We start from the raw sequence: 18797 nt of genomic DNA, 5'->3' as shown, positions 1-18797 counted from the left end.
AAGGACCTGGTAACGAGTTGCTGTGAATCGGGCGGTCGGGCCGGTGCCCGCGCAGCTCAGGGCAGTTCCTGCGCCCGCGCCATCAGGAGTGCCACGTCGTCGTGGTTGTCGGGGTGGTGCAGGGTGCGCAGCAGCAGGTCGCAGGCCTCCTCCAGGGGCCGGGCCGGGTCGTCGAGGAGGGAGAGGAGGAAGTCGAGGCGTTCGTCGAGCGAGTGGCTGCGCGTCTCGACCAGCCCGTCCGTGTAGAACACCAGCTCGTCGCCGGGGGCGAAGTCGACCGTGGTGGTGGAGAACGGGACCCCGCCCACCCCGAGCGGCACGCCCGTGGGCAGGTCGAGCAGCTCGGGCGGGTGGCCGACGCGGACGCGGGCCGGGGGCAGATGCCCCGCGTTGGCGATGCGGCACTGGCGCAGCCGGGGGTCGTGGACGGTGTACACACAGGTCGCGATGGAGTGGTCCAGGCCCGAGGCGATCTTGTCGAGATGCTCCAGGAGCACCGCGGGATCGAGGCCGAGCGAGGCCAGGGTGGTGGTCGCCGTGCGCAGCCGGCCCATGGTGGCGGCCGCGTTGATACCGCTGCCCATCACGTCGCCCACGACCAGCGCCGTCCTGCCGCCCTCCAGCGGGATGACGTCGAACCAGTCACCGCCGACCTCGGTGGTGGCTCCCGCGGGCTGGTAGCGCGAGGCGACCTCCAGGCCGGTCGTCACCGGCGGATGGCCGGGCAGCAGGCTGCGCTGCAGGGTGAGCGCGGTGTTGCGGGCGTTCTGGTACCAGCGCGCGTTGTCGATCTGCACGGCCGCGCGGGCGGCCAGCTCACGGGCGAGCACCAGGTCGTCCTCGCCGAAGGGCGCCGGATTGCGGGTGCGTTTGAGGTCGAGCGCGCCGAGCACCTCGCCGCGCGCGATCAGCGGGACGGCCAGGTAGGAGTGGACGCCTGCCCGGCCCAGCAGCACGGCCGACTCGGGGGAGCGGGCGATGCGGGGCAGGTGCTCGTCCTTCACCTGGGGTACCACCACCGGGCGGCCGGTCCGTACGCACTCGGTGATCAGGCGGTCGGGGGCGTACCGGACGAGCTGCCCGGGCGGGTCGGCGGCCTGGAGGGCGTCCTCGCCGTCCTCCGCCCGTACGGCGAGGGCGCGGATCACCGCGGGCTCGGACGGGCCGAGCGTGCTGCGGCGCCCCTCGACCACCGCGTCGAGCAGGTCGACGGCTGCCACGTCGGCAAGTTCGGGCACGGCGACGTCGGCCAGCTCGCGGGCCGTGCGGTCCAGCTCCAGGGTGGTGCCGATCCGGGTGGAGGCGTCGGCGATGACGGCGAGGCGGCGCCGCGCGGTTTCGGCCTCGACCTCGGCCCGGTGCTGCTCGGTGATGTCCACTATGGAGGCCGCGACGCCGAGGACCGTCCCCATGGCGTCCTCCAGCCGGTACAGCGACACCGACCAGGTGTGGTCCTCGTCCGGATCCGCCGGGGTCCGGCCGACGGTGGTCCTGTCGACGAACGGCTCTCCCGTCTCCAGGACCCGGCGGGCCGCCCCTTCCAGGGTGTCGGCGTCCACCAGCGGCAGCACCTCGGGGACCGTCCGTCCGACGTGGTCCCCGGCGGGAACTCCGTTGATCTTCGCCAGTGCCGGGTTGACCGAGACGTACCGCAGCTCGGTGTCCAGCACGGCCAGCCCGATCGGCGACTGGTTCACGATCCGCTCGGACAGCGCCACGTCCTGCTCGAGACGGCGCACCGTCGACCGGTCGGCCGCGAGACCCAGCGCGTACACATCGCCCTGGTCGTCCAGCAGGCGCATGTTGCGGAACTCCACCAGCCGGGTGCCGCCGTCCTTGATCCGGACGGGGAAGGCGCCGGCCCAGCTCTGCCCGGTGCGCATCACGTCGGCGAACAGCTTGCCGACCAGCTGGATGTGCTGCTCGTGCACCATCAAACGGGCGGCGTACTCGCCGAGCGCCTCCTGGGCCGAATAGCCGAACAGCTCCTCCGCCTGGGGGCTCCACAGCACGATGCGCCCTTCGGCGTCCAGCACCACCGAGGCCACGCCCAGCACGTCGAGCAGGCCGCTCGGCCGCACCGGCCCGCCGTCCTGGGCCACCGGAGCCTCGGCTGCATTCATTCCACGCACCGCCTTCGACGGACCGCACGGCACGCCGTCCCGTGTGCCGACTCCCCTTGTTCTACCGCGCTCACACCGAATCTCCGACGCCGCCGACGAGTGTCTCCACCATCCCTCAACACGACGGCGGGCGTCCGGAGAAGCCGCGAGGACGCGGCCACGCGGGCGTATGACCTGTGCCACGCCGCGGGGCGGGCAGGTCCGGCCTGTTCATCCGCCGTTCCGCTATTGGTCTGTACATGACTAGCAAGCGCCGCCAGACTGTCGGCCGAACGCGCCCCCACCCCCGGATCCGAGGAGCAGCCCCCCATGCCCGCGTCCGCCGTCCGGCAACGTTGTCACCGGGTCCTGACCGGACTCGTCACCCTCGCCACCGCCCTCGTCGTGTCCCTCACCGCACCCGCCACGCCCGCCTCCGCGGCCGACACCTGGACCGAGGCCGGCTCCGACCGCGCCGACCCGCTCACCGAGAGCCAGGGCCTGACCTCGGTGGAGGTCCCGGCCGGCAGCCCCAACCGGTACACCGGCATCGGCACCATCCCGTCCGGCGTGAGCGGCCGCGGCTGGAACCATGTGGGCGACCCCGACGCCTCCTACGACGGCTACTACGTCGAGCCGTACCAGCGGGACTCCGGCAGCACCAAGATGTTCCGCGCGCAGGCGCCGGGCGGTGCCTGGTCGGAGTACGTCCACACGCTCGGCGCCGGGGAGGCCCTGAACAACTCCTGGGTCGCCATTTCCCCCGACGGCCAGTGGATGCTGGCGGGCGAGTACGGCACGATGAGCCGGTTCCTGGTCTTCCCCACCCCCGGGGCGAACCCCGCCACCTCGCCCTCGGCGAACCTGCCGCAGGTGTCCACCGTCAACCTGGACCATGCCGTGCGCGACGTCCAGGGCTGCGACTTCTCGGGCCCGACGACCCTGCTGTGCTCCTCCGACGACCCCGCCGGCACCCTGTTCGGCATCACCAAGCCCCTCCTGCAGATCGACCTGTCCGGCCGGCCGAACGGCACGGCGGACGTCTCCGGCCATGTCACGGCCCTGCGCCAGCTCCCGCTGCGCAGCTCCTGCTCGGGCACCTTCGAGGCCGAAGGCATCGACTACGACCGCCGCACCGGCACCCTGCGGGTGATCGTGATGTCGCCGGGCTTCTGCGTGCTCACGGACAGCAGGACGTACCGGTTCACCCGCGGCTGAGTCCGCCGGCGGAGTGTCGCGACGGGTGGTGCGCGCCCGGAAAATGGTGGTTTTCTTGGGGTGTGGCGCGGTTCGCGGGGAACCCGCGGTACCGCGCCGTCGCCATGAGAGGAGCGATCACGATGGCCCCTGAGCGAACGCACGACGAGTCCGTCTCCGTCGAGATCAGCGGATGCAGCAAGGAAGACGCCCGGATCGTGTTCGACGCGCTGTGCACGTGCTTCGAGTCCGACCGGTGCGCCGAGGACGTGCCGCAGCAGCTCCATGAGACGCGTCCGATGGTGTGGCTCGGCACGTTCGAGGTCACGGACGCGCACGAGTGCGCGATTCCCGCACGGCTCTCGTCCACCGTCGAGGCCGACGCGCATGGCGGCTACTGGGCGATCGACCGGTTCCGCACGACCCTGGACTCCCTCTTCACGGTGAGCAACCTGTCCTCCGCCTCGGGCGACCAGGAGAAGGAGCTGCACGTCCTGCTCGGAAGCAGGTGACGCGGGCCCGGCCGCACCGCGTGCGCAGTCGCGGAGTGGCCGGGCTCACCTCCCTCCGTTTATGCAACTAGTTGCAAAAGGCGGCCGCCGTCCTCTACAACAGAGGCGACGACACCGCGCGCACGGAGGGCCCGATGAGCCGCTACCCGCACCTGCTGAACCCCCTCGACCTGGGCTTCACCACCCTGCCCAACCGTGTGCTCATGGGCTCCATGCACGTGGGCCTGGAAGAGGCCGAGCGCGGGTTCGAGCGCATGGCGGAGTTCTACGCCGCCCGCGCGCGCGGGGGAGTGGGACTGATCGTCACCGGCGGCATCGCACCCAACGACGAGGGGCGGCCGTACGAGGGCGGGGCCAAGCTCACCACCGAGGCGGAGGCCGAGCAGCACGCCGCGATCACCGAGGCGGTGCACCGCGAGGGCGGGAAGATCGCGATGCAGATCCTGCACTTCGGTCGGTACGCCTACCACCAGGACCTGGTCGCACCGAGCCCCGTCCAGGCGCCGATCAGCCCCTTCCCGCCGCGCGAGCTCACCGACGCCGACATCGAGCGGACGATCGAGGACTACGCCCGTGCCGCCCGCCTCGCCCGGCAGGCCGGCTACGACGGCGTCGAGATCATGGGCTCCGAGGGCTATCTGATCAACGAGTTCATCGCCGCGCAGACCAACCACCGCACCGACCGCTGGGGCGGATCGTACGAGAACCGGATGCGGTTCCCCGTCGAGATCGTCAAGCGTGTGCGCGAGGCGGTCGGCGAGGACTTCATCATCATCTACCGGCTGTCCATGCTCGACCTGGTCCCGGGCGGCTCCTCCTTCGACGAGGTGATCACGCTCGCCAAGGCCGTCGAGACGGCCGGGGCGACGATCATCAACACCGGCATCGGCTGGCACGAGGCCCGCATCCCCACCATCGCCACCTCCGTCCCGCGTGGCGCGTACACCTGGGTCACCAAGAAGCTCATGGGCGAGGTGTCCGTACCGCTGGTGACCACCAACCGCATCAACACCCCTGAAGTCGCCGAGGAGTTGCTCGCAGGCGGGGCCGCGGACATGGTGTCCATGGCCCGTCCGATGCTCGCCGACCCCGACTTCGTCAACAAGGCGGCCGAGGGCCGGCCCGAGGCCATCAACACCTGCATCGGCTGCAACCAGGCCTGTCTCGACCACACCTTCAGCGGCAAGATCACCTCCTGCCTGGTCAACCCGCGCGCCTGCCACGAGACCGAACTCGTCCTCTCCCCGACCCGGCTGCGCAAGCGCGTCGCCGTCGTCGGCGCGGGACCGGCCGGCCTGGCCTGCGCGGTGAGCGCCGCCGAACGCGGCCACGAGGTGACGCTGTTCGACGCCGCGAGCGAGATCGGCGGGCAGCTCAACGTGGCCCGCAAGGTCCCCGGCAAGCAGGAGTTCGACGAGACGCTGCGCTACTTCCGCCACCAACTCGACGCGCACGCGGTGGACGTACGCCTCGACACCTGGGTCACCTCCGCGGAGCTGACCGACTACGACGAGGTCGTCGTCGCCACCGGCGTCATCCCGCGCACCCCCGACATCCCCGGCATCGACCACCCGCGCGTCCTCGGCTACCTCGACGTGCTGCGCGACGGCGCCCCCGTCGGCGACCGGGTCGCGATCCTCGGTGCCGGCGGCATCGGCTTCGACGTAGCCGAGTACCTCACCGACGGCGGCGACAAGGCGAGCGAGGACCCGGCGACGTACTTCCGCAACTGGGGCGTCGACATGGACTACCGGGCACCCGGCGGCCTGGCGGCGCCGCAGCGGCCCGCCCCGCCGCGCACCGTCCACCTGCTCCAGCGCAAGCCCACCAAGGTCGGCGCCGGCCTCGGCAAGACCACCGGCTGGATCCACCGCACCGAGCTCAAGCACCGCGGCGTCAGCATGGTGCCGGGCGTCCGCTACGACCGGATCGACGACGCGGGTCTGCATGTCACCGTGGGCGAGGAGAGCACGGTCCTGGAGGTCGACACCATCGTCCTGTGCACCGGTCAGGAGCCGCGCCGCGGCCTGTACGAGGAACTGGTCGCCGCCGGGCGCAGCGCGCATCTGATCGGCGGCGCGGATGTGGCGGCCGAGCTGGACGCCAAGCGCGCCATCAAGCAGGGCACGGAACTGGCGGCGGCGCTGTAGGGGCCCGTGCGGCACGTCCGCGCGTCCCTAGGATGAGGCCATGTCACTCCCGCACGCGATCCTCACCGCCCTGCTTGAGAAGCCGTCGTCGGGGCTGGAGCTGACCCGCCGGTTCGACCGGTCGATCGGCTACTTCTGGTCGGCGACGCATCAGCAGATCTATCGCGAGCTGGGGAAGCTGGAGGCCGAGGGGTACATCCGCACCCTGCCGGCCGAGCAGCCGGCCCGTGGGCAGAAGAAGCGCTACGAGGTCCTGCCCGCGGGCCGCGCCGAACTGGCCCGCTGGACCGCAGCGTCCCAGGAGCCCAAGCCGCAGCGCGACGTCCTGCTGCTGCGGCTGCGCGCGGCGGCGGTCGTCGGCACGGCGGGCCTCGGGGCCGATCTACGCCGCCATCTCGACCTGCACCGGCGCCAGTTGGCCGAGTACGAGGAGATCGAGCGGCGCGACTTCCCGCCCGACCGCGACACCCCGCAGGACCGGCTGCGCCATCTCGTCCTGCGGGCGGGTATCGACCTGGAGACCTTCTGGACGCAGTGGCTCACCCACGCGCTGAAGGAGTTCGACGAACTCCCGGACACGGCCGGGGAACGGCCGGGCGACGGGGCCGCCGAGTAGGCGAACAGGGTTCGCAGCACTGCACGAGCCGCCCGCGGACCCCGTGCGGTCAGAGCCGGTACGGCTTCGAGCGGCGGCGCAGGTACCAGCCCGTGGCGATGACGCCGCCGCCCACGAGGGCCGCGCCCACACCGATGGCGACCGGGCCGTAGTCCCGGGCGGCGCCGCCGAGTCCGCCCGCGACACCGTGGGTCGGGGCGGAGGTCGAGGACGTCTTGGCGGTCGACGAGACGGTCGGGGCATTGGCGGGGGAGACGACGATGGACTGCGTGCCCGCGGTGCCGCCGTTCGAGCAGACGACCACGACGGTGTACGTCCCGGGGGTGATGCCCGACCAGGCGGCCGACTGGCTGACGGTCGTGCCCGCGAGCGCCGCCTGACGGCCCTGCGCGAAGTTCGCCTGATTGCTGCCCAGCAGGGACGCGTTGCCCCAGCTGCCGTTGATCTGGGTGCAGGCGCTGGTGACGACCGACACGGTCGACCCGATGGTGCTCACGGAGATCCCCGAGGCCGCGGCGGTCGGCCCGGCGAGCGTGGTCGGAAGGGCGGCGGTGGCCGCCAGGGTCAAGCCGGAGCGGAGGAGAAGTCGAGTAGTGCGCATTGGGCTGCCCTCCGGCGGCACGGTTGGCGGAACGTCCCATGCGCCGCCGAGGGTCGGGAAACGCCCGTGCTGCCTCGTCAGTAGCCAATGCGCCCCCGGCCTGTCCCGCATGCGGACCGCCCCCGACCGGGTGACGGATGCCTCCGTCCGGGGGCGGGCGCAGTGGCCGGGGACGCCGGGGGAGGGCCTCCCGCCGTCAGGACCCGGCGCCGCCGCGCGCCCCCGTCGTCACCGTCCGCTCCGCGGAGAACCCGCCCCATGTGCCGTCCGGCAGCCGCGCACGGATCCGCACCCGGTGGACGGCTCCGGCGTCCTGTCCCGCGTAGAAGCTGTACGTCGCCCGGCCACGTGGTGGTGTACCGCCCCAGACCAGGGACGTCGCCGGGCTGCCGTCGAGTTGGATCTGGTACTCCGTGATCACTCCGTCCGTGCGGGGCGGGAGCCAGGACAGGTCGATGTAGTACGCGCCGTCGGCGCGGTGGGTCGTCGCACCGAATCCGGTGGGTGCCGTGTTCCGGCCGTCGTCGGTGCCCGGTGTGGTGAGCCGGACCGGGGCGCTCGCCGGGGAGAGGTTGTCGGCGGCGTCGCGGGCGCGGACGGTGAAGGTGTAGCGGGTTGCGGGGCGCAGCCCGGTGACGACCGTCGCGGTCTGGCCGCCGCCGACGCTGTGGATCCTCGTCGAGCCCTGGTAGACGTCGTACGAGACCACCGCCCGGTCGTCCGCCGACGCCGCCCAGGACAGCTGGACCGCCCGGGCGGCGACCGTGCGGCCCGTCGCATTGCGCGGGAGGGTCGGCGGTGAGTGGTCCGCCGTGACGACGGCCGGGGTCCTCGCCCGGACCACCCGGCTGCCCGGTCCGAGGCGCCCGTCCTTGTCCCGGGCGCGCACGGTGAAGACATACACGGTGGACGGCCTGAGCCTGATGACGTCCACCATGTGTTCCGAACCGGGCACTTCCCGGACCTTTGTGGTGCCGCGATATACCTCGTACGCACGGATGCCGGGGCCGTCGGTCACCGCGTTCCACATGACGTGGACGCTGGTCGCACTTCCGGCCGTGGCGGTGACGCCCGTCGGCGCGCCGGGCATCCGCCCGCTCTCGCCGTCGGCCGCGCCGCCCCATCCACAGGACGCGACCAGCAGCAGGACGCCGGCGGCCACGAATGGCGGAACGTCAACGCGTCGCACCGCTCTGCCTCCCAAAGGACGGCATGATGACTGTGACAGCAAAGGTCCGGACCAATATGACCCCGTCGATGCGATCGCAGCAAGAGGGCGGCCGCATTGGTGACGACCCGGGAAAGTTACGTATGCTGAGGTTCCTCTCGGCTGAACTCCCCCAGAGGACAGGGGAGTTCATGCCTGTGGCGCGGAACGCTGTCGTCGCTGATCCCGCGCCGACGCGGGTGGCCGGGGTGGCCTGGGCCGACATCGGCTCAGCTCCCCGGCCCCTGTCGTCCATTGACAGGACGTCAGATCTTTTGGCGCCGGATCGGGCCGGGTGGCCGTCTACGTCCCCAGGAGAGGTTCCCGCATCGTGCGTGTCCAGTCGCTGACGCTGGCCGCGGCCGGCGCCGTCCTGCTCGTCCCGGCGACGCTTCCCGCCCCCGCCTCCGCCGGCCCGCGCCGGGAGCCGGCGGTGCGCGGCGAGGGCCGGGTCCGCGCCGCCGACCTGCTGGCCCGGGTCCGGCAGTGCACTCCCGTCTCGCGCGGCCGCTACCGCACCGACGAGGGGGCGTCCGCCACCGTCCGGGTCTGCGGCACCCGCGGTGCCGTGTTCTGGAAGGCCGACATGGACATCGACTGCGACGGGCGGACCACCGCCCGCTGCAACCGCCGCACCGATCCGATGTTCTTCGCGGCCACCGCCTTCCAGCAGTCCGACGGCCGCCATCTGAACGCCGAACGCCTGCCGTACATCGTGGTCCCGGCCCCGAGCGGTGTGTGGGACTTCCGTGCGCACGGCGTCCGCGGCGGTGCCGTCGTCGCCGTCGTCTACCGGGGCCGGGTCCAGTACGCCGTCGTCGGGGACACCGGCCCGCGCGGCATCATCGGCGAGGCCTCCTACGCCACGGCCCGGGGCCTCGGCATCAGCCCCGACCCGCGCCGGGGCGGGGTCCCCTCGGGCGTGACCTACATCGTGTTCAAGGGCTCCCGGGTCAGGCCCATCGAAAGCCATGCGGCGGCCGTGGCGACCGGCCAACGGCTGGCCGGGCGGTTCGTGCGGGGCGGCTGAACCGCCCCGGTCGCCCCGGTCCGGCGGACCCGTGTCGTCGGACGGCCGCCCGGCCGTTGTCCACGCGCAGGAGCACGCCGTTGACGGTGCTCGCCGGCATCACACCTTGCGGTAGCTGTAAGCCTCCGTGGCCGCCGCCTCAACCGCGTCGAGGCCGGCCCCGGTGGCCGCCGTGACGACCGCGGCCACCGCGCCCTCCACGAACGGGGCGTCCACCAGACGTGTGCCGTCGGGCAGTTCGCCGCCCTCCGCGATCAGTGCCTTCACGGTGAGCACCGCGCTGCCCAGATCGGTGAGCACGGCGATGCCGGCGCCCCGGTCGACCGCGGCGGCCGCGGCGGAGATCAGCTCGGCGCTGGTACCGAGCCCGCCGCCCTCGGTGCCGCCCGCCGTCGCGACGGGCACCGCCGCGGCGCCGCCCGCCAGGCCCTTCGCCAGTTCGGCGACGGACGAGGCCACTTCGGCGCTGTGCGACACCAGCACGATCCCGACCAGCTTCTCGTCACTCACCTGCGGCCTCCGCGAGCGCGGCGATGAGCAGCGCCGAGCTGGTGGCTCCCGGGTCCTGGTGTCCGATGCTGCGCTCGCCGAGATAGCTCGCCCGGCCCTTGCGGGCCTGCAGCGGGATCGTCGCCACGGCCCCCTCCTCGGCCGCGGCCCGCGCCGCGGCGAAACCGTCGCCGAGCGCGTCGACGGCCGGCACCAGCGCATCGATCATGGTCTTGTCGCCCGGCGCGGCGCCCCCGAGGGCCATGACCCCGTCCACGCCCGCCCGCAGCGCCTCGGCCAGCTGCCCGGCACTGACCTCGGAATCATCCCCGAGCGCCTTGCCCGTACGCCGCAGCAGCGTGCCGTACAGGGGCCCGGACGCGCCGCCCACCGTCGAGATCAGCAGGCGTCCGGCGAGGGTCAGCACGGCACCCGGCGTGTCCGGCGCCTCCTTCTCCAGCGACGCCTTCACGGCGGTGAACCCGCGCTGAAGGTTGCTGCCGTGGTCGGCGTCCCCGATGGGCGAGTCGAGAGCGGTGAGCCGTTCCGCCTCGCGGTCGACGGACGCGGCGGTCGCCACCATCCAACGGCGGAAGAAGTCGGCGTCGAGCACTGGGTCTCCTTGCGTGGTAGGAACTGGTCGCTGCTGCCGCCGTGTCACATGCCCCAGCGCAGGGCCGGGGTCTTCACCGGCGCGTCCCACAGCCGCAGCAGCTCCTCGTCGACCTGGCACAGGGTGACCGAGGCGCCCGCCATGTCCAGGGAGGTCACGTAGTTGCCGACGAGCGTGCGGGCGACGGTCACGCCGCGCTCGCCGAGCACCCGCTGCACCTCGGCGTTGAAGCCGTACAGCTCCAGCAGCGGGGTCGCGCCCATGCCGTTGACCAGGACGAGGACGGGGTTGCGCGGGGGCATGTCCTCCAGGATCGCGTTCAGCGCGAAGTCGGCGATCTCTCCGGAGGTCATCATCGCCCGCCGTTCCCGGCCCGGCTCACCGTGGATGCCGATGCCCAACTCCAGCTCGCCGGGCGGCAGATCGAAGGTGGGGGTGCCCTTCGCCGGGGTGGTGCAGGCGCTGAGGGCGACACCGAAGCTGCGGGAGTTCTCGTTGACCTGGCGCCCGACGGCCTCCACCCGCTCCAGCGGCTGCCCCTCGGCCGCGGCGGCGCCCGCGATCTTCTCGACGAACAGCGTCGCACCGGTGCCGCGGCGTCCGGCCGTGTAGAGACTGTCGGTGACCGCCACGTCGTCGTTGACGAGCACCTTGGCGACCTGGATCCCCTCGTCCTCGGCAAGCTCGGCCGCCATGTCGAAGTTGAGCACGTCGCCGGTGTAGTTCTTCACGACGAACAGCACGCCGGCCCCGCTGTCCACGGCCGCCGCCGCACGCGCCATCTGGTCCGGCACGGGGGACGTGAACACCTCGCCCGGACATGCGGCCGACAGCATGCCGTGACCCACGAACCCGCCGTGCAGCGGCTCGTGCCCGGAGCCGCCGCCCGAGACGAGTCCCACCTGCCCGGCCACGGGGGCGTCCCGTCGTACGATCACCCGGTTCTCGACGTCGACGGTCAGATCGGGATGTGCGGCCGCGATTCCCCGCAGCGCGTCTGCCACCACGGTTTCCGGAACGTTGATGAGCATCTTCATCGGTACCTCCTGGTGGGCCCGGCAGGTAGGACTCCGGCCCGTGTTCTAACAGGACCGATGCCGACCTGTTGCCTACTCTCGGAAGTATCGACCTTGTGCGGGTGATCGTCACCCGCCCTGGCGCGCCAGGACGCTCTTGAGGCTGAACCAGGTCGTCTTGCCCTCGTCCGTCGGGCGCACGCCCCAGTCGTCGGCGAGGGCCCGTACGAGGAGGAGTCCCCGGCCCGACTCCGCGTCCTCGGCCGCCGTGCGGGGCTGGGGCAGCTGAGGACTGCGATCACCGATCTCGACCGTCAGTTCGATGTCGGTCCGGCAGATGTGCAGTCCGATCGGCCCCTGGGCGTGCTGTACGGCATTGGTGAGCACCTCGGACAGCAGGAGGCACGCGTCGTCCGCCCGGTCCGTGAGGTCCCACTCGACGAGCACGCGGCCGAGGAAGTCCCGGCCCACCGACACGGACTGCGGCAGGGCGGGCAGGCCGGTGGTGGCCGTGGCCAGTGGGGCCGCCGGCAGCTGTGTCAGCAGCAGGGTGACGTCGTCGTGGCCGTCGGCGTCGGGCAGCAGGGTCGCCAGTACGTGGTCGGCGACGACCTCGAGGTCGGGAGAGCCGGTCGCGAGCTTGTCCAGCGTGTTGATCAGCTCGGTGAGCTGGTCCTCGATGTCACCACCGGGAGTCTCGATCAGACCGTCCGTGTAGAGCACGAGGGTGGCACCGCGCGCGAGCGTCGTACAGCACTGCTCGTAGACGACGTCGCCCACGCCGAGGGGCGCGTTCACCGGCGCGGGGAGCGTCTGTACGCCCTCGACCGGGACGGTGACCAGGACGGGCAGATGGCCCGCGGAGCAGACGGTCACCTCCCCGGTGTCGGCGGCGATGACCAGATAGCAGCAGGTGACCAGCTGGTCGGGGACGCCCAGGTCGGCGACGACGGTGTCGAGGGCCTGCATGAGCTGACGGGGCTGCATCCCGGTCTTGGCCAGCGCGTGCGCGGCGGACCGGAGCTGACCCATGACCGCGGCGGCCTCCAGGCCGCGGCCCATCACGTCGCCGATCAGCACGCCGACCCGGCCGGCCCCCAGCGGGATCAGGTCGAACCAGTCCCCGCCCACGCCGGCGCCCTGGGTGGCGGGCAGATAGCGGCTCGCGGTGGCGAGGCCGGGTATGGCGGGCGGGGTGCCCATGAGGCTGCGCTGCAGGGTCAGGGCGATGTGCCGCTGCTGCTCGTACAGCTCCGTCAGTTCCGCCTCGGCGCGCTTGCGGTCGCTGATGTCGCGGACGATGGCGCACGCCCCGATCACCGTGCCGTCCGGGGCCCGGGTGGGCCACAGGGTCACGTCGACGTCCAGCATCGCGTCCGAACGGGTGACGCGCAGGGTCTCGAAGTGCTCGACCTTCTCGCCCCGGCGCAGCCCCTCCAGGAGCTGACTGATCTCGTCCCCCTGGTCGGGCGGGGCGAGCATCGACACATGCCGACCGACCGCCTCCGCCGCGGTATAGCCGTACAGCCGCTGGGCGGCGGCGTTCCAGTACGTGATCCGGCCGTCCAGGGTCTTGGCGAGGATCGCGTCCTGGGAGGACTCGACCAGCGCGGCGAGTTCGTTGATGCGTTCCTCGGCGGCCTTGCGTTCGCTGACGTCGCGGACGGCGGCGGAGACGAGGAGGCCGTCGGCGGTTTCGAGGGGGCTGAGGCTGATCTCGACGGGGAACTCGGTGCCGTCCTTGCGCAGGCCGTAGAGGTCGAGTCCGGCGCCCATGGGGCGTACCTGCTGGTTGTGGGCGTAGTTGTTGCGGTGTTCGGTGTGGTGGGTGCGGAAGCGGCCGGGGACGAGGAGTTCGACGGGGCGGTCGAGGAGTTCTTCGCGCTGGTAGCCGAAGAGCGCTTCGGTCTGTGCGTTGACGAGTTTGATCGTTCCGGTGTCGTCGACGATCACCATCGCGTCCGGAGCCGCCTCCAGCAGTCCGCGGAAACGTTCCTCGGCGGCCTTGCGTTCGCTGACGTCGCGGACGGCGGCGGAGACGAGGAGGCCGTCGGCGGTTTCGAGGGGGCTGAGGCTGATCTCGACGGGGAACTCGGTGCCGTCCTTGCGCAGGCCGTAGAGGTCGAGTCCGGCGCCCATGGGGCGTACCTGCTGGTTGTGGGCGTAGTTGTTGCGGTGTTCGGTGTGGTGGGTGCGGAAGCGGCCGGGGACGAGGAGTTCGACGGGGCGGTCGAGGAGTTCTTCGCGCTGGTAGCCGAAGAGCGCTTCGGTCTGTGCGTTGACGAGTTTGATCGTTCCGGTGTCGTCGACGATCACCATCGCGTCCGGAGCCGCCTCCAGTAACCCGCGGAAGCGCTCCTCCGCCGCGCGCGGGCCGGTCGCCGCCTCGCCCGCGCCGCACCGGCACCCCGCCTCGACCACGTCGGTGCAACCGGGCGGCACCACTTCGGCCAAGTCGCTCATGTTCATCCTCGATCCGCGGCTCACGATGAGAGGGGCCATCTCAGCGCAACTCGGGCGCATCCGCACCGACATGTCGTCAAGTGGCCACAGCACGCTCGAACCTGCCCACCTGCGATGCCGTCCATGACAGCTCCGCCGCCAATGGGGCGCCGTCTGCGGGACCGGGTACGCGGGGGACCGGCCCGGGTCGTTCTCCGGCCCGGTGGGGACCGATGGCCCTCGTATCCGCTGTCGGCCGTGGCGAGGATGGAGTGAGGCAGTACCGCTGCACCAGGCGAGGGACGGGATGGCTGATGTACCCCAACGACGGATTCCGCGAGCTGGGCCGGGAGGAGTGCCTGCGGCTGCTGGCGAAGGCGCCCGTGGGCCGCATCGTGCACACCCGACGGGCCCTGCCCGCCGTGCTTCCGGTGAACTTCGCCCTGGACGCGGACGGCGCGGTCGTGCTGCGGACCTCCGCGGCGTCGGAGCTGGTGCGGGCGATCGAGGGGACCGTGGTCGCGTTCGAGGCCGACGAGGTCGACGCGGTCGCGCAGTCCGGCTGGAGCGTGGTCGTCACCGGCCCGGCCACGGTGGTCACCGACGCGGCGGAGCACGAGCGGCTGATGCGCGGCGGGCCGCGCTCCTGGGTGCCCGCGCCTCGGGAGGTCTTCGTCCGTATCGAGCCGGAGCTGGTCACCGGCCGGGAGCTGGTCGGCGGCCGCACCCTGTACGGAGTGGACCTGCCCCGTACCGGCCATGGAGTGGACCTGCCCCGTACCGGCTAACTCGCCCTCACACATCCTCCGGCCCCTCGTCGGGGACGAGCCGGATGCCCGTGACCAGGTCGGGGCGGATGCGGACCGCGTAGTCCATGGCCTGTTCCACCCAGGGGCGCAGCAGCGCCCGGTAGCGGACCAGCTCCCCCGGGTCGGTCACCAGCCGCGCGTAGCCCGTGACCACCACGCTCCAGCCGAGGTGGGTGTCCGGGTCGATGGCGTCGGCCTCGTAGGCGACGACGACCCCCGAGCCCTCGCCCTGCCGGGCGTGCGAGGTCAGGGCCGCTCCCTCATGGGTGCGGATGACGATGTCGCCGTCGGTCAGAACGTGGTTGACCGGGCGGACGGTCGGCAGCGCGTGCCGGGTGAACACGACCCTCCCCAGCGAGACACTGCCCAGCAGGCGCAGTGCCTCGGCACGGCCGATCTCGACGCTCCGGTGCGGCCTTCCGGCCGCCGACGGGGCGTGGTCGGCGGGAAGTACGGGGCTGGGTCGGGATGTGTCACTCACGTCTCTGCGTCTCCGGAAGCCACGGGCGGGCTCTGCCAGGTCATTGCAGCCGGACGGGCGGCCGTCGCGCTAGGGCCGTTCGGCCTCGGCGGACGTCCGGCCGGACCGGGCCGCCGCCGGGGAACGTGCGAGGGGCGCCGTACGGCACCCGCGCCCACCGGCCGACCGGGCGCATACGGGCGGAGCGACACCGCGGGGGATCGGTGCCGCTCCTGATCCCACTGTGCCTCGGTCCGCGCTCGAACGGGAGTGCCGATCGGTCCGCGGGAAGGGCCGAACGGCCCACGCAAGATCGGGAACCGCGGTACCGGGGACCTGCCGGAACCGGTGCAGGCCGCGGTCGTCGGCCATTACGGTGGCACATGACCGGACCGGACCATGTCCATGAGCAGAGGGGACCGGGAGGAGCGCAGGTGGGAAGCCCCGAGGAGGCGCGGATACGGCTGCCGCAGCTGAGGCTGGACGAGTTGCTGGAGGAGCTGCAGGCCCGTCTGGACGCGGCCCGCGGCACGCGCGACCGGGTGCACAGCCTGCTGGAGGCGGTCCTCTCGGTCGGCCGGGAACTGGACCTGGAACAGGCCCTGAAGAGCATCGTCGAGGCCGCCGCGGCCCTGGTCGACGCCCAGTACGCGGCGCTCGGGGTGATCGGGCCCGACGGCAGACGGCTGTCGGCCTTCTACACCGTCGGCGTCACCGAGGAGCAGATCGCGAGCATCGGCCCGTATCCGGAGGGCCACGGCATCCTGGGTGAGCTGATCCGCCACCCGGAGCCGCTGTGCCTGGCGAAGCTCTCGGAGCACCCGGCGTCGTACGGCTTCCCGCCCCACCACCCGGCGATGAACACCTTCCTCGGCGTCCCGATCCGCGTGCGCGACGAGGTCTTCGGCAATCTGTATCTGACCGAGAAGCGGGGCGGCGGCCAGTTCGACGAGGAGGACGTCTCGGTCACCCAGACCCTGGCCGTGGCGGCCGGTGTCGCGATCGACAACGCGCGGCTGTACGCGGAGTCGCGGTTGCGCGAGCGCTGGCTGCGGGCCAACGCGGAGATCACCAACAGCCTGATGTCCGGGGCCGGTCAGGCCGAGGCCCTCGCCCTGATCGCCGAACGCGCCAGGGAGATCACCGGCGCGGCCCTGGCCGTGGTCGCGACGCCCATGGCGGACACCGACCAGCTCGGCGTGGAACTGGCCGTCGGCCGGCAGGCGGAGGCCCTGCGGGGGCTGGTGCTGCCGCAGGGCGGCACCCTGATGGGCGAGGCGGTCACCGGCGCCGCCGCCGTCACCAGCGACGACGTCACCCACGACGCACGCGTCTCGGCCGGCCCGCTGCGGTTCACCGGGCTCGGCCCGGCCGTGGCGGTCCCCATCGGCACCGGCGAGGGCGGCGTCCGCGGCGTGGTCATGCTGGTCAGGGAGACCGGGCGGACCCTGTTCACGGGCAAGGAGACCGAGCCCCTGCAGGTCTTCGCGGCGCAGGCGGCGATCGCCATGGAGCTGGCGGAGCGCCGCCGGGACGCGGAGACGATCGCGGTGCTCAAGGACCGGGACCGGATCGCCCGGGACCTGCACGACCTGGCCATCCAGCGGCTGTTCGCGACCGGCATGACGCTGCAGAGCGCGGGCCGTTTCATCGAGCACGCGGGAGCCAACGAGCGGGTGCTGCGGGCCGTGGACGACCTGGACGAGACCATCAAGATCATCAGGTCGACGATCTTCGGCCTCCAGGCGCGCGAGGGCACCGCGGGGACCGGTCTGCGGGCCCGTGTCGTAGGGGTGGTGGGCGAGGCGACGCCCGTGCTGGGATTCGCCCCCAGCGTGCGGATGGAGGGCCTGGTGGACACCGACGTGCCGCGGGAGACCGCCGACCACGCGGTCGCCGTCCTCTCCGAGGCCCTGACCAACATCGCCCGGCACGCCCGTGCCGACCGCGCCGATGTGATCCTGAAGACCGACGGACGCGAGCTGTGCCTGACGGTCACCGACAACGGCGTGGGCATCTCGCCCGAGGGCCGGCGCAGCGGGCTGCGCAACATGCAGGAGCGGGCGCGGCAGCTCGGCGGCCGTCTGGAGTTGCGCAGCCCCGAGGACGGAGGTACCACGCTGGTGTGGCAGGTGCCGGTGGCCGGGCAGGAGGGCCACGACACCCCCGACCAGGAGGCGTAACCGTCGGGCGGCCGACCGACGGGGCCGTTCGGACTATGCGCTCGGCGGACTTCTGCTCCAAGCTGAAGATGAAGATGTCGTACGCGGGCACCTGAGCACCCTGGAGGTCGCCATGCACGACACTTGGTACGTCGTCGGCGCGCCTGCCGTGCCCGGCGGCGTCGTGACGGCGGCCGGTCCCTTCCGTGAGACCCCATGCACCGGACCGAACCGCCGCCGGGACCTCGACCCCGACCTTCCGGACACCGAAGGAGCCCGGCCCGTCTGACACACCGAGGACGGCCGGAGCGCGGGAAGGAGGCGACGGCCGATGGCGAGGACACGTCGCAGGAAAGCGATCGGGGTGTGGTTCCGGCGCTGGCGCTGGAGGTGGCGGAGCAATCCGCTCCACCGTCGCAGCGACACCGTCGAGGCCTGGGTCGTGCTCGCCACCTGGATCCTCGCCCTCCTGGGCGCGGTGTTCGGAGGCGTGGCGGCCGCGATGGTGGTGGACGGCAACCTCAGCGCACGCCGCGCGCAGGTCCACGCCGTCTCGGCCGAGCTGGCCGAGAACTCGGCGGACGCCGCACCCGCGGCCGGCGGATACGACGACAGCAGGGTGTGGGCGACGGTGCGCTGGAAGGCGGCGGACGGCTCCGTGCACACCGATCGGGCGAAGGTCGCCCCGGGCATCGCCGCCGGCTCCCGGGTCACCATGTGGACGGACGGTACGGGCCGGCTCGTCTCCAAGCCCCTCGACGCCACGGAGTCCTGGCTCCAAGCGGCCGTCACCGGTGCGCTCGTGGCACCGGCCGTCGGGTTCGCGGTGTGGGGCGGCGGCCGGCTGGTGTGCGTACATCTCCTGCGGCGACGCCTCGCGGAGTGGGACGAGGAGTGGAAGCGGATCGGTCCGCAGTGGCGGAACCTCAGCGGGGGGCGGGGCTGACCCTGTCGACACGCCGTCCTGACCGCCCCCGAACAGGCAGAACCCGTTGCCCTCGGGGTCGGCCAGGACGGTGTGGTCGGCATGGCGCACGAAAAAACGACGTGCCGAGCCCGATCAGCCGGTCGGTCTCGGCCGCGACGTCCGCGGCGCGCACGTCCGGATGCACCCGGTTTTTCACCCGCACGGGGCCACGGCGCAGCCGTCGAGGGCGGCCGCCCGGAAGCGGCCCGTGGCGGCGAGGCGGGCGGGGCCGAAGACGATGCCGTGAAGGCGGGCCATGGCGCCCAGGCCTACCGTGCGCGGGCGAGGAGGCGCGAGGCTCTGGACCTGGCGACGGTGCCGTGGATCGAGCGGGCGGAGGCAGCGGCGCCGAAGCGGCCCAGAGGCGCGCAGCCGGTACCTCCGGCCGTGCGGCGGCGGGGGAGTCGATGCGCGGCGTCGGCGA

At 72.4% G+C, this 18797-nt stretch carries 17 protein-coding genes; 9 read left to right on the top strand and 8 right to left on the bottom strand.

What is annotated here, in order from left to right; all coding sequences use genetic code 11:
* Positions 1 to 56: 56 nt before the first annotated feature.
* Positions 57 to 2123 (bottom strand): SpoIIE family protein phosphatase, encoded by a 2067-nt coding sequence (locus tag ACZ4EG_RS11815; RefSeq protein ID WP_467790526.1) that lies wholly within the window; start codon positions 2121 to 2123, stop codon positions 57 to 59.
* A 309-nt stretch (positions 2124 to 2432) separates the two neighbouring features.
* Between ACZ4EG_RS11815 and ACZ4EG_RS11810 the strand changes: the two genes are divergently transcribed.
* From ACZ4EG_RS11810 to ACZ4EG_RS11795, 4 genes are all read left to right on the top strand, one after another.
* Positions 2433 to 3320, top strand: a complete 888-nt coding sequence (locus ACZ4EG_RS11810) for a hypothetical protein (protein ID WP_453550477.1) — start codon at positions 2433 to 2435, stop codon at positions 3318 to 3320.
* 122 nt (positions 3321 to 3442) lie between these two features.
* On the top strand, positions 3443 to 3811 hold the full coding sequence (locus tag ACZ4EG_RS11805) for a hypothetical protein (RefSeq protein WP_467790525.1): 369 nt from the start codon (positions 3443 to 3445) through the stop codon (positions 3809 to 3811).
* A gap of 134 nt (positions 3812 to 3945) precedes the next feature.
* Entirely contained in the window at positions 3946 to 5961 is a 2016-nt protein-coding gene (locus ACZ4EG_RS11800; RefSeq protein ID WP_467790524.1) for an FAD-dependent oxidoreductase, read from the top strand.
* 40 nt (positions 5962 to 6001) lie between these two features.
* Complete coding sequence (locus ACZ4EG_RS11795) at positions 6002 to 6577, top strand: PadR family transcriptional regulator (RefSeq protein WP_453550469.1); 576 nt, start codon at positions 6002 to 6004, stop codon at positions 6575 to 6577.
* Positions 6578 to 6626: 49 nt separating this feature from the next.
* Here ACZ4EG_RS11795 and ACZ4EG_RS11790 read toward each other — a convergent pair whose 3' ends face one another.
* Together ACZ4EG_RS11790 and ACZ4EG_RS11785 are read right to left on the bottom strand one after the other, a co-directional pair.
* A complete protein-coding gene (locus ACZ4EG_RS11790; protein WP_453550467.1) occupies positions 6627 to 7178 on the bottom strand; it encodes a hypothetical protein in 552 nt (183 codons plus the stop codon).
* A gap of 196 nt (positions 7179 to 7374) precedes the next feature.
* Positions 7375 to 8367, bottom strand: a complete 993-nt coding sequence (locus ACZ4EG_RS11785; RefSeq protein ID WP_467790523.1) for a fibronectin type III domain-containing protein — start codon at positions 8365 to 8367, stop codon at positions 7375 to 7377.
* Between the two features lie 349 nt (positions 8368 to 8716).
* On the opposite strand from ACZ4EG_RS11785, the gene ACZ4EG_RS11780 reads away from it, so the two are divergent.
* Positions 8717 to 9415, top strand: coding sequence for a glycoside hydrolase family 75 protein (locus ACZ4EG_RS11780; RefSeq protein WP_453550461.1), 699 nt, complete (start codon positions 8717 to 8719; stop codon positions 9413 to 9415).
* Between the two features lie 99 nt (positions 9416 to 9514).
* Here ACZ4EG_RS11780 and ACZ4EG_RS11775 read toward each other — a convergent pair whose 3' ends face one another.
* From ACZ4EG_RS11775 to ACZ4EG_RS11760, 4 genes are all read right to left on the bottom strand, one after another.
* Positions 9515 to 9925 carry a PTS sugar transporter subunit IIA domain-containing protein gene (locus ACZ4EG_RS11775; protein ID WP_467790522.1) on the bottom strand — a complete coding sequence of 137 codons (411 nt, stop codon included), beginning with the start codon at positions 9923 to 9925 and terminating at the stop codon, positions 9515 to 9517.
* Positions 9918 to 10517, bottom strand: coding sequence for a dihydroxyacetone kinase subunit DhaL (dhaL, locus tag ACZ4EG_RS11770; RefSeq protein ID WP_467790521.1), 600 nt, complete (start codon positions 10515 to 10517; stop codon positions 9918 to 9920). Before dhaL ends, ACZ4EG_RS11775 begins: the two co-directional genes overlap by 8 nt.
* 44 nt (positions 10518 to 10561) lie before the next feature.
* Entirely contained in the window at positions 10562 to 11554 is a 993-nt protein-coding gene (gene dhaK, locus ACZ4EG_RS11765; protein ID WP_467790520.1) for a dihydroxyacetone kinase subunit DhaK, read from the bottom strand.
* A 108-nt stretch (positions 11555 to 11662) separates the two neighbouring features.
* Positions 11663 to 13996, bottom strand: a complete 2334-nt coding sequence (locus ACZ4EG_RS11760) for a SpoIIE family protein phosphatase (protein WP_467790519.1) — start codon at positions 13994 to 13996, stop codon at positions 11663 to 11665.
* A 293-nt stretch (positions 13997 to 14289) separates the two neighbouring features.
* Between ACZ4EG_RS11760 and ACZ4EG_RS11755 the strand changes: the two genes are divergently transcribed.
* Positions 14290 to 14763 (top strand): pyridoxamine 5'-phosphate oxidase family protein, encoded by a 474-nt coding sequence (locus ACZ4EG_RS11755; protein WP_453550449.1) that lies wholly within the window; start codon positions 14290 to 14292, stop codon positions 14761 to 14763.
* 7 nt (positions 14764 to 14770) lie between these two features.
* On the opposite strand, the gene ACZ4EG_RS11750 is transcribed toward ACZ4EG_RS11755, so the two are convergent.
* Entirely contained in the window at positions 14771 to 15181 is a 411-nt protein-coding gene (locus ACZ4EG_RS11750) for a pyridoxamine 5'-phosphate oxidase family protein (protein ID WP_453550868.1), read from the bottom strand.
* A 497-nt stretch (positions 15182 to 15678) separates the two neighbouring features.
* Here ACZ4EG_RS11750 and ACZ4EG_RS11745 point away from each other — a divergent pair, with 497 nt between their 5' ends.
* The 3 genes from ACZ4EG_RS11745 (at position 15679) to ACZ4EG_RS11735 (ending at position 18352) form a co-directional block, all read left to right on the top strand.
* Positions 15679 to 17427, top strand: coding sequence for a sensor histidine kinase (locus ACZ4EG_RS11745; RefSeq protein ID WP_467790518.1), 1749 nt, complete (start codon positions 15679 to 15681; stop codon positions 17425 to 17427).
* 112 nt (positions 17428 to 17539) lie between these two features.
* A complete protein-coding gene (locus ACZ4EG_RS11740) occupies positions 17540 to 17695 on the top strand; it encodes a hypothetical protein (protein WP_453550444.1) in 156 nt (51 codons plus the stop codon).
* A gap of 42 nt (positions 17696 to 17737) precedes the next feature.
* On the top strand, positions 17738 to 18352 hold the full coding sequence (locus ACZ4EG_RS11735; RefSeq protein ID WP_467790517.1) for an Rv1733c family protein: 615 nt from the start codon (positions 17738 to 17740) through the stop codon (positions 18350 to 18352).
* The last annotated feature ends 445 nt before the right edge of the window (positions 18353 to 18797 follow it).

The sequence above is a fragment of the Streptomyces sp. NPDC025638 genome, from assembly GCF_055558775.1.
The sequence above is the reverse complement of the archived record's forward strand: the minus strand, read 5'-3'. Positions and strand labels throughout refer to the sequence as shown.

Bases quoted from the DNA above. Each gene is read 5' to 3' on its own strand.
- ACZ4EG_RS11740 (WP_453550444.1), top strand. From the start codon at position 17,540: ATGCACGACACTTGGTACGTCGTCGGCGCGCCTGCCGTGCCCGGCGGC.
- ACZ4EG_RS11800 (WP_467790524.1), top strand. From the start codon at position 3,946: ATGAGCCGCTACCCGCACCTGCTGAACCCCCTCGACCTGGGCTTCACC.
- ACZ4EG_RS11810 (WP_453550477.1), top strand. From the start codon at position 2,433: ATGCCCGCGTCCGCCGTCCGGCAACGTTGTCACCGGGTCCTGACCGGA.
- ACZ4EG_RS11755 (WP_453550449.1), top strand. From the start codon at position 14,290: ATGTACCCCAACGACGGATTCCGCGAGCTGGGCCGGGAGGAGTGCCTG.
- ACZ4EG_RS11795 (WP_453550469.1), top strand. From the start codon at position 6,002: ATGTCACTCCCGCACGCGATCCTCACCGCCCTGCTTGAGAAGCCGTCG.
- ACZ4EG_RS11805 (WP_467790525.1), top strand. From the start codon at position 3,443: ATGGCCCCTGAGCGAACGCACGACGAGTCCGTCTCCGTCGAGATCAGC.
- dhaK (WP_467790520.1), bottom strand. From the start codon at position 11,554: ATGAAGATGCTCATCAACGTTCCGGAAACCGTGGTGGCAGACGCGCTG.
- ACZ4EG_RS11790 (WP_453550467.1), bottom strand. From the start codon at position 7,178: ATGCGCACTACTCGACTTCTCCTCCGCTCCGGCTTGACCCTGGCGGCC.
- ACZ4EG_RS11735 (WP_467790517.1), top strand. From the start codon at position 17,738: ATGGCGAGGACACGTCGCAGGAAAGCGATCGGGGTGTGGTTCCGGCGC.
- ACZ4EG_RS11760 (WP_467790519.1), bottom strand. From the start codon at position 13,996: ATGAGCGACTTGGCCGAAGTGGTGCCGCCCGGTTGCACCGACGTGGTC.
- ACZ4EG_RS11815 (WP_467790526.1), bottom strand. From the start codon at position 2,123: ATGAATGCAGCCGAGGCTCCGGTGGCCCAGGACGGCGGGCCGGTGCGG.